Below are 13937 nucleotides of genomic sequence, written 5' to 3'. Positions count from 1 at the left end.
TATAACTATTTATTGCTTCCGCCAGGTTAAAAAAATATAATCGCGCGCTTTTTTCGACCGAAAAGCATTTTCCAAAACACTTTCAGAGTCTTAGCAAAATGACCAATCACATCATGCCTACCTATGCCCGCCAGTCGGTCACTTTTGAACGCGGCGAAGGCGCGTGGCTATGGGATACCGAGGGACGCCGCTATCTGGATTCGGTTGCCGGCATCGCGGTGTGCGGCCTGGGCCATGCTCATCCGGCCGTACACGAAGCGCTGTGCCGGCAGAGCAAGACCCTGCTGCATACCTCCAATCTCTACGGCGTCGCATTACAGTCTCAATTGGCGGATCGATTGATCGAGCTGAGTGGCATGGATAATGTGTTTTTCAGCAATTCCGGCGCGGAAGCCAACGAAGCGGCGATCAAAATCGCCCGCAAATATGGCCACCACCTAGGCATCGACAATCCGGTGGTATTGACCATGGAAAAAAGCTTCCACGGCCGTACCATGGGCACGCTGAGCGCGACCGGCAATACCAAGATCAAGCAAGGTTTCGAGCCTTTGCTGGCCGGATTTACCCATGTGCCTTACAACGATGTCGCCGCCCTCGAAACCGCTATCGCTGCCGATAAAAGCATCGTCGCGATCCTGGTCGAGCCGGTACAAGGCGAAGGCGGCGTCAATATTCCGGCCGAGGACTATTTGAATCAAATTCGCGAGCTGTGCGATCGGCATAATTTATTGATGATGCTAGACGAAATTCAGACCGGCGTCGGCCGTACCGGCCGTTTCCTGGCCCATCAGCATAACGGCATCCTCCCGGACGTTTGCACGCTGGCCAAAGCCTTGGGCAACGGCGTACCGATAGGCGCTTGCCTGGCTCGTGGCAAGGCAGCGGCAGTGTTGCAGGCCGGCAATCACGGCTCGACTTTCGGCGGTAACCCGCTGGCTTGCAGCGCCGCACTAGCGGTGCTGGAAACCTTAACGGCCGGCACACTAATTACCGATGCGCAAGCCAAGGGCGAGCGGATTTGCCAACTGTTTAAAGATTCGCTGGCCGGCAACCCGCATATTGTCGATATTCGCTATAAAGGCTTGATGATCGGCATCGAATTAGACCGGCCATGCGGCGAACTAGTCGGCAAAGCACTGGCAAAGGGCTTGCTGATCAATGTCACCGCCGATAGCATCATTCGTTTATTGCCGCCGTTGATTATCGACGACGCCCAAATCGTCACGCTGACCGAGACTTTGTCAGCGCTCATTCAGGAATTTAGCCGGTAGTCCACCATGCAACCCAGACATTTCATCAGCCTGCTGGATCTGTCCAGCGCCGAATTACACACCTTGATCCAACGGGCGATCCAGCTCAAAACTCATCGCGACCCGAATTACCAACCGTTCAAAGGCAAAGTGCTGGCGATGGTTTTCGAAAAATCCTCGACCCGTACCCGCATCTCTTTCGAAGCCGGCATGGCGCAATTCGGCGGTAGCGCGCTGTTCTTGTCGCCGCGCGACACTCAGCTCGGCCGCGGCGAACCCTTGGAAGACAGCGCCAAGGTCATCTCCAGCATGGTGGATTGCATTATGCTGCGCACAGACAAGCATGAGACCGTCACCACCTTTGCCAAGTACTCGCGAGTGCCGGTGATCAATGGCCTGACCGATCTGCTGCATCCCTGCCAATTGCTGGCCGACATGCAAACTTATTTCGAAACGCGCGGCGACATCGCCGGCAAAACCGTAGCCTGGATCGGCGACGGCAACAATATGTGCCATTCCTACATCAATGCTGCCCGCCAGTTCGATTTTAAATTGAACATCGCCTGCCCTGTCGATTACCGGCCACAACAAAGCATCGCCGATGCCGCGGGGCACAGGGTGGCGTTTTTCAACACGCCGGAACAAGCCGCTCAACAAGCCGATTTAGTGGTGACCGACGTCTGGGCCAGCATGGGCCAAGAAGAGGAACAGAAGAAACGCGAATTCGTGTTCAAAGACTTTCAAGTCGATGCCAAGACCATGGCGGCCGCCAAACCGGATGCGCTGTTCATGCACTGCCTGCCGGCGCATCGCGGCGAAGAAGTCACGGCGGAGGTCATCGACGGCCCGCAAAGCGTGATATTTCAGGAAGCGGAGAATCGGCTACATGCCCAGAAAGCACTACTGGAATTTCTCATCTGCCGATAATTTCGCTAGAATCGCCGCTTTCCTTAAGCCGAATGAAGAGTGATACTGTGAAAAAATCTTTTGCCTACATTTTTGCCTGCCTGCTGATTAGCCCGTTTGCCTCGGCAAGAACTGCTTATGTCACCGATAAGGTCGAGGTACCATTACGCAGCGGCGAAAGCGAACGCACCAAGATCGTCAAAATGCTGGAAAACGGCATTCCTGTCAGTGTTTTGCAAGAAAGCACCGAAAACGGCTATACCTATATTCAAACCGGCAACGGCGCGGAAGGTTTCATTCTCAGCCGTTACCTGACCGGCGAACCCAGCGCTCGCAATCAACTGGAAGCGGCTAACAAAAAACTGGAAGTGCTCCAGGAAGAAAACAAGCAATTAAAAGCCGGGCAAGCCAACAGCCAGGAAATTGGCAAGGAACGCGACAAACTCAGCGCCGACCTTAGCGAACTGCAACAAACCGCCGCCAATGCCATCCAGCTTAAACAACAACGCGATCAACTCCAGGAGCGCATCATCGCCGTCGAGCGCGAACTGCAGCAACTGAAACGCGAAAATCAAGCACTGACCGACAGCAGCAACCAAGACTGGTTTTTATACGGCGGCGGCTTGGCATTATTCGGCGTATTGCTGGGCTTTATTCTGCCTAAACTCAGCTGGCGCCGCCGTTCCAGTGGCTGGGACAGTTTTTAATTCAGCCCCAAGGCAAAACAGAGCGGCGCGCTGGCGATCGTCCAAAATGGTGACGAAATCACCATCGATGCCGAAACCAAGCAGTTGACCCTGCACGTCACTGAACACGAAATCGCCCGCCGCTTCGAAAAAAAGGCAGCAACCGGCACCGCGTTATAGTCGTGGCGTACCAGCGAAATATGCACAATTGGTCAGTTCGGCGTCTAAGGGTGCGGTGACGGATAATGTGGATTGATGCCCAAACAATGGGCAGGCCGGAAACAATCCGAAAGTCATTTCCGGCCTTGACTGTAAATTGGGTTAGCGGTAGCGTAAACCCTGTCGCATTGTTTGAAACTGGAGTGAAGTCGTGACCAATCACTTTCGACACGCATAGTTTCGTGAAGAAACTTAAGGCAGTAGGCTTTACCGAAGAACAGGCCGAGGTATTCGCCAACGAGCAAGCTCGTCTCATCGAAGATAAATTGGCGACTAAAAACGACCTGATGGAACTGGAAAACAACTTGCGCCGAGATATACGCGAATTGGAATACCGGGTAATCATCAAATTGGGTACATTGATGGCCGCTTCGATTACGGTAGTCGCTACGTTGTGACCTCAAGACTAAACGATACATTCCGAACTTCAGTACATCTTAAAATGAGTTTCTTTGTTGGTATTTTTTCCTCTATTGAATTCTGGAAATTTGCACTTCCACTTTTGGGCGCAATTGTTGCCTGGTTCACTAATGAGTGGAGAAAACGAATCGTTGACCAATATCAACGAAAGGAATCCAGCTATAAAGAGTTATTACATTCTTTGCAAGGCTTTTACATAGGTGCTAACAACGCTGAAGATTTAAAGTCTGAATTCCTGAATCAGTTAAATATTGCGTGGTTATATTGTCCAGACGATGTGATAAAAAAAGGGTACGCTTTTCTTGACACAGTGCATACTCAAAAAATATCGAGTGATACTGAGAAGGAATTTGCTTTAGGCGCATTCGTGGCGGCCATCAGAACCGACCTTCTATCTCGAGAACTAATACGAACAACAGCTTTATCAGCGACAGACTTCAAGCACCTAGGTGTTAACAAACATTAGCACTGTAGACCAAGCTTATTCATCTGACCAAAAGGCGTTAGCCGTAATCACTTCCTATCAGCTACAAAAACGGGTTACGCTCTGATGCACCAACCACCCACCTTCGTCTCCTGGTTCAGAAACTCCTCACCCTACATCCACGCCCATCGCAATCGCACCTTTGTAATTTCCTTCGGCGGCAATGCGGTGACGGAACCGGATTTCGATAATTTAATCCACGATTTTGCATTGTTGCGAAGCCTGGGCGTCAGACTGGTACTGGTACACGGCATTCGGCCGCAGATCGACGAACAGGTGACCGAGCACGGCAACACGCCGAAATTTCACCACCATTTACGCATCACAGACGCCACCACACTGCAATACGTCAAGCAAGCAGCCGGTTTGGTGCGAGTGGAAATCGAAGCCTTGTTGTCGATGGGCGTGTCAGGCTCGCCAATGGCTGGCGCGAAGATACGCGTCGCGTCCGGCAATTTCGTTACCGCCAAACCCTTGGGCGTATTGGACGGCATCGACTATTGCCATACCGGTAAAGTGCGGCGCATCGACGCGCAAGCCATTCATCAGCAACTGGATCAGCACAATGTGGTGCTGATTTCGCCTATCGGTTATTCGCCCAGCGGTGAAGTATTCAATCTGTCTGCCGAGGAAGTCGCCACCGAAGTAGCCATCGCCTTGCACGCCGAAAAATTGATTTTGTTGACCGAACAAAACTGCGTATCGCCTGGCGATAACCAACCCATCCAACAACTCACCACAGCTCAAGCTTCGGCGCTATTGCAAGATACGCCAACACTGCCGGACGAGGTCGCGCGCTCTTTACACGCCGCGATGCAAAGCTGCGAAAAAGGCGTTAAACGCGCACATTTGATCAATCGGCATGTCGATGGCGCCTTGCTACTGGAACTGTTTACTCGCGACGGCATTGGCACGCTGATCAGTTCCACCGCGTTCGAAACCATACGCCCGGCGACATTGGACGACATCGGCGGCATCATGGACTTGATCAAACCGCTTGAGGCACAAGGCATCCTGGTTAAGCGTTCTCGGGAAAAGCTGGAAATGGAAATCGGCGACTATATCGTCATCGAGCGGGACGGCCTAATCATCGGCTGCACGGCGTTTCATGTGATGGTCGACGGCAATAGCGCGGAAATCGCCTGCCTGGCGGTGCACGCCGATTATCAAAAAGGCGCGCGCGGCAACAGCTTATTGGACTATCTCAGCCATAAGGCCAAAACCGAGAATATCCGGCGCCTGTTCGTGCGTTCCACGCAAACCGTGCACTGGTTCGTCGAACGCGGCTTTACACCTTGCGAAATCGACGATTTACCGGAACCAATGAAAAGCGCTTACAACTACCAGCGAAATTCCAAGGTATTGTATAAAGACGTGCAGTAATCTCCATGCACCAGTTAGGTTCGCGCTCGACAATCAAACATCCCTATCCACTCAGCCTTTAATGATCTGTAATGCTCGATAAACAGGATTTTATTTCAGTCGTTAATAAAACACCTTTAGTCGCCATCGATTTGATTGTGCGCTCCAGCAACAGCGAAATACTGATGGGGATGCGCGTCAATGAACCGGCGGCAGGCTGCTGGTTCGTACCCGGTGGCAGAATTTATAAATCAGAAACCCTGGAGGACGCTTTCCAGCGCATCACCGAAACGGAGTTAGGCCTAGCCTATGGTATCGAAAGCGCCCAGCTACTCGGTGCGTTTACTCACCTGTACGAGACGAATTTTGCAAAAATATCGGGCCTCAGCACCCATTACGTGGTGCTGGGCTATCAATTGGAATTGAACATCGATCTTAATCGGCTACCGGCTCAACAACACTGCAATTACCGCTGGTTTGGGAAAAACGACGACTTTAGCGACGTACATCCGAATAGCCAAGCTTATTTCCCCTATCTGCGTTGAGCGGCTATAACCGATGTCCAAGCTAAAAATCCTGCAACTCACTGACCTGCATATACTGCCGCATGCAGGCGATACCATGCTGGGCATCGATACTGAGCGCCATTTCCAACAAACGCTTAAGCACGCTCATGCCACTCACGACCACTTCGATCTAATTTTGTTAACCGGGGATTTAGGTCAAAACCCTTGCGCGGATAGCTACCGGCGAATTTGCCAGCATCTGCACACCTATCACACGCCTTGCATATGCCTACCGGGCAATCATGACGACAGGGAGTTGATGGAAGCCGAGTTAAACGACGACCTGGTCAGCTGTCGAAAACATCTGAAGCTGTCGACCTGGCAAATTATCGCGTTAAACAGCCAAAAGATCGGCAGTCCGGCCGGTATTTTATCGCAGGAGGAATTGGCGTTTCTGAAAAGGTCACTGATCGAACACGATTTACCGGCCTTGCTGGCGGTACATCATCATTGCGTTGCCAGTCAAAGTAGTTGGATGGACACCATGCAAATCGAGAATGGCAATGAGCTGTTGGCCATCGCTGAGCGCTTTCCGCAGGTGAAAGCCATTACCTTCGGCCATTTGCATCAGGAACTGCAAACCAGCCATAAAGGTATCCCTGTATTTGCCACGCCGGCCAGCTGTTTTCAGTTCAAACCTTATGCGACCGAATTCGAGTTGGATACGCTGCCGCCCGGTTATCGGGTTTTCGAACTGTTCGACAGCGGCCGTTTGCAATCCAGCTGTTATCGGCTACCGATCAACATGAGCAATTTGCAAACCGAGTCGCACAGTTACTAACCGACTGCCAACCTGCCGGACAGATAACTTTCGGTATTGATACCTAACTCATTGGCAATCAACAAGGCACCCAACTCGTCCATGGCCTTGCGGTACACCCGACGCTTGAAATAGACCACGTCTTTCAGCGGATACCAATATTCCACCCACTTCCAGTTATCGAATTCCTGCTTGTGACCGCAATCGAAGCGCACCATCGATTCGTCGGTCGTCAGGCGCAGAATGAACCAAATCTGCTTCTGGCCGATGCACAAGGGCGATGAATTTTTGCGTATATACCGATCCGGCAATTTGTAACGCAGCCAATAGCGGGTACGTCCCAGCAATTGCACGTGTTCCGCGCGCAAGCCGGTTTCCTCCCACAACTCCCGATACATCGCGGTTTCCGGATCCTCGTCGCCGTCGATTCCGCCTTGCGGAAACTGCCACGAATTAGCGCCCTTGCGCTTTGCCCAGAACACACGACCCTCGTCATTGCAAAGGATAATGCCGACGTTAGGCCGGTATCCTTTCGAGTCTATCATGTAAAAAACCTGTATTATTTGCCGCCCTGTTGCTAATGCCTGGATGTTAAAATTAACAACGGCACGGCCATTAAAATGAATGGCGCAATTGTTCCATAAATAACCGGCGGACGCCACAGGCCGCTACTTTTTTCTTTACGACGACGGGTTTGCCGTGAGCTTAGCGATTTTTGATCTGGATAACACGCTGATCGCCGATGACAGCGATTTTTTATGGGGGCAATTTCTGGTCGATCGAGGCATCGTCGAACGGGATCATTACGAGCAGGCCAATAAAAAATTCTATGAGGATTACAAGCAAGGCACGCTGAACATCGTCGAATTTTTGCATTTTTCGCTGGCACCATTAGCTCAACACGACGCCGAGCAACTCTACCGTTGGCGCGATGAATTCGTCGAAACTCTGATCAAGCCCATCATGCTGGATGCCGCCCAAGCCTTAGTGGAAAAGCACCGCGCCGCCGGCGATACCTTGCTGGTGATCACCGCCACCAATCGCTTCGTCACCGAGCCGATTGTGAAGCTTTACGGCATCGACAACCTGCTGGCGACCACGCCGGAATTCGTGGACGGCCGTTATACCGGCAAATTCAACGGCACTCCCTGCTTCCAGCATGGTAAGGTCGAGTTGCTGGAAGAGTGGCTGGCCAATTCGACGGAAACGTTGGTAGGTAGTTATTTCTACAGCGATTCGCATAACGATTTACCGCTACTGAATCTGGTCGATCAGCCTATTGCCGTCGATCCCGACGAGAAATTACTGAAAGCCGCGCAACAAGCCAATTGGCCGATTATCAGTTTGAGAAAATAGGGTCAGCGGCAAAATTCGAGGAGAGTCTTGCTGTTTTGTGCCCTGAATATCAATAATATTGAATCGCTTCTATTTTTTCTGTATAAAGAAGACTTGTTTGTCGGCGTCCTTGAGTATCTTCAGCGGAATATGTCCGGCCTGATCGATATAGACACCGAAATCCAGATGAGCGGCCGGATCAGTGGCGATCACTTTGACCACCCTGCCGCTTTCAACTTCCATAATCGCCTTTTTCAAGCGCAACAATGGCAACGGACAATGCAATCCGCTGGCATCGACTTCCAGATCGAACTCAATCATAAAGCGTTTACTCAACTGTTTGTAAGACAACACCTATAATAACACCAACCCCAGACCGCGAAAATCAAGCACCATGGATTACTTTCCGCTTTTCTTAAAACTAAAAGACCAGCCTTGCCTAGTGGTAGGCGCCGGCGAAATCGCCGCGCGTAAAATCGAGTTATTGGCTAAAACCGGCGCACGGATTACTGTCGTGGCGAAAGAGATCGGCAAGCCTGTCTCGGCAATGCAGCACGATCACGCACTCAATATCAAGCAAAAGGCCTTTGCCGACACCGACTTGGCTGGCATGCGCCTGGTGGTTTCCGCCACCGACGACCGACTCACCAACGAGACAGTTGCGGCTGCAGCCAACCAACTCAACATTCCCGTCAATGTGGTCGACAACCCCGATCTGTGCAGCTTCATCTTTCCGGCAATTGTCGACCGTTCACCGCTGATGGTTGCAGTGTCATCCGGCGGCGTGTCGCCGGTGCTGGCGCGCTTATTACGGGCCAAGGTGGAAAGCGCAGTCCCGGCTTCATTCGGCCAGTTGGCGCAGTTTGCCGAAGATTTCAGACCCCTGGTTAAGCAAAAACTCAATGACCCCAAACAGCGCCGCATCTTTTGGGAAAACGTGCTGCAAGGCCACATTGCCGAATTGGTGTTTGCCGGACGCCAAGACGAAGCTATCCGGCAATTGCAAGCCAAGTTGAATGATGCCGCCCAGTCCCAAAACCAAGGCGAAGTGTATTTGATTGGCGCCGGCCCCGGCGATCCGGATTTGCTGACCTTCCGGGCGCTAAGACTGATGCAGCAAGCCGATGTGGTAGTCTACGACCGCCTGGTTTCCCAGGAGATATTGGAAATGGCCCGCCGCGACGCCGAAAAAATCTATGTCGGCAAACAGCGCAGCAATCACAGCCTGCCTCAGGAATCGATCAATGAACTGCTGGCCAATCTAGCCTTATCGGGGAAACGAGTGGCCCGACTGAAAGGCGGAGACCCCTTCATTTTCGGCCGTGGCGGCGAGGAAATCGAAACCCTGATGCAACAAGGCATCCAGTTTCAAGTCGTGCCCGGCATCACCGCCGCAGCCGGCTGCGCCAGTTATGCCGGCATTCCCTTGACTCATCGCGATCATGCCCAGTCCTGCACCTTTGTCACCGGCCATTTGAAAGACGGCAACATCAATCTGAACTGGCAGCAGCTGGCCGCGCCGAATCAGACCATCGTCATCTACATGGGCCTGGTCGGATTGGAAACGATATGCCAATCGCTGATCGAGCACGGCTGCCCGCCCGATCAGCCTATCGCGCTGATCCAGCAAGGCACCACCAAACATCAGCGCGTGATTACCGGCACGCTACGCGATATGCCTAAATCGGTTGAAAATGCCGACATCAAACCACCCACTTTGATTATCGTTGGTACGGTAGTGCGCTTACGCGAACAATTGGAATGGTTTCAACCTGACCCCAATTAAGTTAAATATGAAATTTTCCCTAATTCAGTGAATGTTAAGTTTTACTTGAAAAAATCGACCCGCAAGTCCGGTAAAGGCTATGGCTAGCAAGAAAATCGATTGAATTTTTCGCTAAAGTTCCCTATCCTTTACCGGCTTAATTTACCAACGAACTGTCTATTCGAATAACAATATGCAGTTCTTTTTTTAAACACAACGAGAGAATCATATGAAAAAATCATTCGGTTTATTAGTAGGCGCGGCATTAATCGCGATCAGCGGTCAAGTCGCTGCTAACGAACAAGAAGAAATCGGCGCAAAAATTTATGAGCGCGCTTTCGGCCGTGGTTGCGGCGCCTGCCATGACATCGCTTCTAACCCACAATTGTCAGCTTTGATCGCTGCCGGCAAATTGCCTAAAGACCAATTTGCCAAAGTTCTGAAAGAAGGCAAAAACGGTATGCCTAAAGCAACCGCAGCCATCATGGAAGTCGGTCCTGTGAAAAAAGCAGGCTACACCGAAGACCAAGCTATCGACGCTGTTTACGAATATTTGAAAAAATAATCGTAGCCTTCCAGGCAAATAAAAAGCCGCTATCCGAAAGGATAGCGGCTTTTTTACGGCCTTTTAAAAACCGTCTTAATCTTGCCGGCCGAGATAGGCCTGATGACTGCGTTGGTGAGTCAAACGATAACGATTGCGCAGCCAAACGCCGGCAATCGCCGCAATCATTAGCCCACAGGAAACAAAGGTTAGATAAACCAAATCCTTGATATCGTTCAATTCCTTGATCAAAGCCTGATTAGCAGCGGCACCTTCGATTTTAGCGGGTGAATCTACCGAATATGTCGTCAGTATTTTCACATCGCCTTTCAAATCCTGAATCGCATCCAAGGACTCGGCGACACTACCTTTTTTGATATTCTCTTCCAGCGATCGCAACTTGCTTTCGATCGATCCGCTCAACAAACCGAATAACTGACCTTTCAACGCGCTAATTTCCGCCGTCAACGCCGGATTTTGCGTGGCATACGCCATCGAAATAGCCTGATGCTTCTGGATTTCCGTCAATAAATTTTGCCTGGGCAGCAATACAAAGCCCAACAGAAAAACCGCTGCCATCAACGCCAAGACCAGCATTAATAAATAGCGGTTGGCTTTTATCATCGCCTGATGCTGGTGGGGCCGCAGATAGATAAGCTCGTGCTTATCGGTATTGACATCATCCAGATTAATCTCAGGCATATCGCTCATTATTCTTTTAGTGTTGCTAATCGGGAAGCTTGATTGATACTGCCTAAAGCATATGGTGTCTCAAAAGACACCATATGCCATACGGCAATTCATCGGCGCATTATACAAGCTAAATCAAAAATGTCCTGTATTATGCAAACCTCGCTCAACGGCCTTTTTTCGAGGCAATCCGCATTCTCAATGCGTTCAATTTGATAAAGCCCTCAGCGTCTTTTTGATTATAAGCGCCGCCATCTTCTTCGAAAGTGGCAATATTCTCGTCGAACAGACTATCGCTATCCGAAGCACGGCCGACGACGACGACATTGCCTTTGTACAATTTCACCCGGACTTTGCCGTTCACGTTGGCCTGTGAAGCATCGATCATGGTTTGCAACATCTTGCGTTCCGGACTCCACCAGTAACCGTTGTAGATCAACGAGGCATAGCGCGGCATCAACTCGTCCTTCAAATGCGCCACTTCCCGGTCCAAGGTCAGCGATTCTATGGCACGATGCGCCTTCAGCAGTACCGTACCGGCGGGGGTTTCGTAGCAACCACGCGACTTCATGCCGACATAACGGTTCTCGACGATATCCAAGCGCCCGACGCCATTGGCGCCAGCAATCTTGTTCAATTTCTCCATCACTTGGTGCGGCGTATGTGACACATCGTCTATCGCAACGATGTCGCCATTTTTGTACGTCAGTTCAATGTAGCTGGCTTGATCGGGCGCGTTTTCCGGGGAAACGGTCCAGCGCCACATGTCTTCTTCCGGCTCGGTCCATGGATTCTCCAGGATGCGGCCTTCGTAGGAAATGTGCAGCGAGTTGGCATCCATTGAATAAGGCGAGGTTTTGCCTTTTTTCATTTCTACGGAAATACCGTGCTTTTCCGCATAATCCAGCAGTTTCTGCCGGGAATTCAGATCCCACTCACGCCATGGCGCAATCACTTTGATGTCCGGACGTAAGGCATAAGCGCCCAACTCGAAACGCACCTGGTCGTTGCCCTTGCCGGTTGCCCCGTGAGAAATGGCATCGGCGCCGGTCTCGTTGGCAATTTCGATCAGACGCTTGGCAATCAAAGGCCGAGCGATCGATGTGCCGAGCAAATACTCGCCTTCGTAAATGGTGTTGGCGCGGAACATTGGAAAAATGAAATCGCGGGCAAATTCTTCGCGCAAATCGTCGATATAAATTTCTTTGATGCCCGCCGCTTTGGCTTTGGCTCTGGCCGGCTCCAGTTCTTCGCCCTGGCCGACATCCGCAGTGAATGTGACGACTTCGCACTGATAGACATCTTGCAGCCATTTCAAAATCACTGAGGTATCCAGACCACCCGAATAGGCCAACACCACTTTTTTAATATCAGACATAATGCGCTTCACACCTTTACAAATTAAAAAACGGCCGAATTATAGCGGAAAAACCCATACAGTTCCCCGCAAACCGCCCTCACCTTTTTATAAAACCTATAGACTCTCACTCAACAGCGCCACCAACCGGGCTGTCGCCCCTTGATTGCTATTCACAAAGAACTTGCCGTTGCCGATTAGCCGGGTTCTGAACACTTCATCGCGATACAAGCGCAACACGACCTCCTGCAACGCTTGAGGATCGGCACACTGCACCGCCGCGTCGGCGGCTAAAATATGCTCGGCGATTTCCTGAAAATTAAACATCTGTGGACCAAACAGCACAGGGACACCAATAGCAGCCGGTTCCAAGACATTATGACCGCCTACGGCTACCAAACTGCCGCCAACGAACGCAATATCGGCGGCGGCGTATAGCATTTTCAACTCGCCCATGCTGTCGCCGATATAGACATCGGTTTGCTCGGTGCAAGCGCGTTGTTCGCTACGCATCACCACCGCCAATCCACGTTGCTCGCAAAGTTTTTTAACCGTTTGAAAACGCTCTGGGTGCCTGGGCACGATCAACAACAGCAAATCGGGTATACCGGCCTTTAAAAGCGGATAGAGCGCCAGAAACACCTCCTCTTCGCCTTGATGGGTACTGGCAACGATCCAAACCCAACGCCCCTTAAACCATTGCTGTTTTAGTTTACGTCCCTCGACAATCGTAGCCTCGTCTATCGTCACATCGAACTTGACATTGCCCAACACCTGAACTTGCGCCGGCGCGGCGCCGATCTCGATAAACCGCAGACGGTCTTCCTCGGTTTGCACGGCAATGGACTTCACACAAGCCAAAGCCGGTTTCACTAAGGCTGGGATCTTTCGATAGGAGCGCGCCGAACGCGCCGATAAGCGGGCATTGATGACAAATAACGGAATGGCGCGCGCCGCGCACGCGGCAAACAGATTAGGCCAGATTTCCTTTTCCATGATCACCGCCAACCGCGGCCGAAACTGCTCCAGAAAGCGCTCGACCACCACCGGCAAATCGTAAGGCAGATAGACATGCTCCACCTGATCCGCTAACACCGCCCGCACCCTGGCAGAACCGGTCGGTGTAGTCGTAGTGACCAATACCGGCATTTCCGGATAGCGCGTCCGCAACAGACGAATCAACGGAAACGCTGCCTCGGCTTCTCCCACCGAAACGGCATGAAACCAGATAACATCCTGCCTGGATTTAACGATATAAAACCCTAAGCGTTCCCGCCAGCGCAAGCGATACTCAGGCGCCTTGATACCCCGCCAATAGAGCCGTAGTAAAACCATGGGCACGGCGACATAAAACAGCCAGGTATAGATCCGACGCATGCGGTTTTCAAAACCTACCAATCGATGAAACAGCGCTGCTTTTTATAATCTTTAGCCGTGGCTTGGACATTTGAATGGCTCCCGTTGAAATGTCGGAAATTATAACAAAGCAAAATCGAATACAGGACGATTGCAGAACCGCGGTATCTCAAAACAAGTTTTGTGCCGTCCCCCATGCTGTGATAAATACATCCCAATTCGCAACCGACTCAACGT

Annotated in this window: 17 protein-coding genes; 12 read left to right on the top strand and 5 right to left on the bottom strand. The window is 51.3% G+C overall.

Annotation, left to right across the window (positions count from 1 at the left end):
• The first annotated feature begins 11 nt into the window (after positions 1–11).
• The 9 genes from QZJ86_RS06915 (at position 12) to cpdA (ending at position 6674) form a co-directional block, all read left to right on the top strand.
• The gene (locus tag QZJ86_RS06915; protein WP_301938923.1) at positions 12–1271 is read left to right on the top strand and encodes an acetylornithine transaminase; all 1260 of its coding nucleotides are present in this window, start codon (positions 12–14) and stop codon (positions 1269–1271) included.
• 6 nt (positions 1272–1277) lie between these two features.
• Positions 1278–2177 (top strand): ornithine carbamoyltransferase, encoded by a 900-nt coding sequence (gene argF, locus QZJ86_RS06910; protein ID WP_301937580.1) that lies wholly within the window; start codon positions 1278–1280, stop codon positions 2175–2177.
• A 47-nt stretch (positions 2178–2224) separates the two neighbouring features.
• A complete protein-coding gene (locus tag QZJ86_RS06905; protein WP_301937579.1) occupies positions 2225–2863 on the top strand; it encodes a TIGR04211 family SH3 domain-containing protein in 639 nt (212 codons plus the stop codon).
• A gap of 30 nt (positions 2864–2893) precedes the next feature.
• Positions 2894–3022 (top strand): dihydroxy-acid dehydratase domain-containing protein, encoded by a 129-nt coding sequence (locus QZJ86_RS21500; protein ID WP_320415852.1) that lies wholly within the window; start codon positions 2894–2896, stop codon positions 3020–3022.
• A 221-nt stretch (positions 3023–3243) separates the two neighbouring features.
• Positions 3244–3459: a DUF1640 domain-containing protein gene (locus QZJ86_RS06895; RefSeq protein WP_301937578.1), complete on the top strand. Its 216-nt coding sequence runs from the start codon at positions 3244–3246 to the stop codon at positions 3457–3459.
• Between the two features lie 44 nt (positions 3460–3503).
• The gene (locus QZJ86_RS06890; protein ID WP_301937577.1) at positions 3504–3947 is read left to right on the top strand and encodes a hypothetical protein; all 444 of its coding nucleotides are present in this window, start codon (positions 3504–3506) and stop codon (positions 3945–3947) included.
• Between the two features lie 84 nt (positions 3948–4031).
• Positions 4032–5348, top strand: coding sequence for an amino-acid N-acetyltransferase (gene argA / locus QZJ86_RS06885; RefSeq protein WP_301937576.1), 1317 nt, complete (start codon positions 4032–4034; stop codon positions 5346–5348).
• A gap of 71 nt (positions 5349–5419) precedes the next feature.
• Positions 5420–5872 (top strand): GDP-mannose mannosyl hydrolase, encoded by a 453-nt coding sequence (locus tag QZJ86_RS06880; RefSeq protein ID WP_301937574.1) that lies wholly within the window; start codon positions 5420–5422, stop codon positions 5870–5872.
• Between the two features lie 13 nt (positions 5873–5885).
• On the top strand, positions 5886–6674 hold the full coding sequence (cpdA, locus tag QZJ86_RS06875; protein WP_301937573.1) for a 3',5'-cyclic-AMP phosphodiesterase: 789 nt from the start codon (positions 5886–5888) through the stop codon (positions 6672–6674).
• Here the strand turns inward: cpdA and QZJ86_RS06870 are convergent.
• Positions 6671–7198, bottom strand: a complete 528-nt coding sequence (locus tag QZJ86_RS06870) for an RNA pyrophosphohydrolase (protein ID WP_301937572.1) — start codon at positions 7196–7198, stop codon at positions 6671–6673. The two genes, cpdA and QZJ86_RS06870, sit on opposite strands and share 4 nt — an antisense overlap.
• Before the next feature lie 154 nt (positions 7199–7352).
• Between QZJ86_RS06870 and QZJ86_RS06865 the strand changes: the two genes are divergently transcribed.
• Positions 7353–8009 (top strand): histidinol-phosphatase, encoded by a 657-nt coding sequence (locus QZJ86_RS06865; RefSeq protein ID WP_301937569.1) that lies wholly within the window; start codon positions 7353–7355, stop codon positions 8007–8009.
• Between the two features lie 69 nt (positions 8010–8078).
• Here the strand turns inward: QZJ86_RS06865 and QZJ86_RS06860 are convergent, their stop codons facing one another.
• Complete coding sequence (locus tag QZJ86_RS06860) at positions 8079–8309, bottom strand: sulfurtransferase TusA family protein (RefSeq protein WP_301937567.1); 231 nt, start codon at positions 8307–8309, stop codon at positions 8079–8081.
• A 73-nt stretch (positions 8310–8382) separates the two neighbouring features.
• Here QZJ86_RS06860 and cysG point away from each other — a divergent pair, with 73 nt between their 5' ends.
• Both cysG and QZJ86_RS06850 read left to right on the top strand, forming a co-directional pair.
• On the top strand, positions 8383–9774 hold the full coding sequence (gene cysG, locus QZJ86_RS06855) for a siroheme synthase CysG (protein ID WP_301937566.1): 1392 nt from the start codon (positions 8383–8385) through the stop codon (positions 9772–9774).
• Between the two features lie 208 nt (positions 9775–9982).
• Positions 9983–10318 (top strand): c-type cytochrome, encoded by a 336-nt coding sequence (locus QZJ86_RS06850; protein ID WP_301937563.1) that lies wholly within the window; start codon positions 9983–9985, stop codon positions 10316–10318.
• Positions 10319–10393: 75 nt separating this feature from the next.
• Here the strand turns inward: QZJ86_RS06850 and QZJ86_RS06845 are convergent, their stop codons facing one another.
• From QZJ86_RS06845 to waaA, 3 genes are all read right to left on the bottom strand, one after another.
• Positions 10394–11008: a hypothetical protein gene (locus tag QZJ86_RS06845; RefSeq protein ID WP_301937562.1), complete on the bottom strand. Its 615-nt coding sequence runs from the start codon at positions 11006–11008 to the stop codon at positions 10394–10396.
• A 145-nt stretch (positions 11009–11153) separates the two neighbouring features.
• Complete coding sequence (locus tag QZJ86_RS06840) at positions 11154–12365, bottom strand: argininosuccinate synthase (protein ID WP_301937560.1); 1212 nt, start codon at positions 12363–12365, stop codon at positions 11154–11156.
• Between the two features lie 96 nt (positions 12366–12461).
• Positions 12462–13721 carry a lipid IV(A) 3-deoxy-D-manno-octulosonic acid transferase gene (gene waaA / locus QZJ86_RS06835; RefSeq protein WP_301937559.1) on the bottom strand — a complete coding sequence of 420 codons (1260 nt, stop codon included), beginning with the start codon at positions 13719–13721 and terminating at the stop codon, positions 12462–12464.
• Positions 13722–13937: the final 216 nt, after the last annotated feature.

It is taken from the genome of Methylomonas montana (assembly GCF_030490285.1).
GTDB classification, from domain to species: Bacteria; Pseudomonadota; Gammaproteobacteria; order Methylococcales; family Methylomonadaceae; genus Methylomonas; species Methylomonas montana.
This window is presented reverse-complemented; position numbering and strand designations above follow the sequence as displayed.

Coding starts and splice junctions, on each gene's coding strand:
- argF (WP_301937580.1), top strand. CDS start 1,278: ATGCAACCCAGACATTTCATCAGCCTGCTGGATCTGTCCAGCGCCGAA.
- QZJ86_RS06890 (WP_301937577.1), top strand. CDS start 3,504: ATGAGTTTCTTTGTTGGTATTTTTTCCTCTATTGAATTCTGGAAATTT.
- argA (WP_301937576.1), top strand. CDS start 4,032: ATGCACCAACCACCCACCTTCGTCTCCTGGTTCAGAAACTCCTCACCC.
- QZJ86_RS06880 (WP_301937574.1), top strand. CDS start 5,420: ATGCTCGATAAACAGGATTTTATTTCAGTCGTTAATAAAACACCTTTA.
- cpdA (WP_301937573.1), top strand. CDS start 5,886: ATGTCCAAGCTAAAAATCCTGCAACTCACTGACCTGCATATACTGCCG.
- QZJ86_RS06870 (WP_301937572.1), bottom strand. CDS start 7,198: ATGATAGACTCGAAAGGATACCGGCCTAACGTCGGCATTATCCTTTGC.
- QZJ86_RS06860 (WP_301937567.1), bottom strand. CDS start 8,309: ATGATTGAGTTCGATCTGGAAGTCGATGCCAGCGGATTGCATTGTCCG.
- cysG (WP_301937566.1), top strand. CDS start 8,383: ATGGATTACTTTCCGCTTTTCTTAAAACTAAAAGACCAGCCTTGCCTA.
- QZJ86_RS06850 (WP_301937563.1), top strand. CDS start 9,983: ATGAAAAAATCATTCGGTTTATTAGTAGGCGCGGCATTAATCGCGATC.
- QZJ86_RS06845 (WP_301937562.1), bottom strand. CDS start 11,008: ATGAGCGATATGCCTGAGATTAATCTGGATGATGTCAATACCGATAAG.
- QZJ86_RS06840 (WP_301937560.1), bottom strand. CDS start 12,365: ATGTCTGATATTAAAAAAGTGGTGTTGGCCTATTCGGGTGGTCTGGAT.
- waaA (WP_301937559.1), bottom strand. CDS start 13,721: ATGCGTCGGATCTATACCTGGCTGTTTTATGTCGCCGTGCCCATGGTT.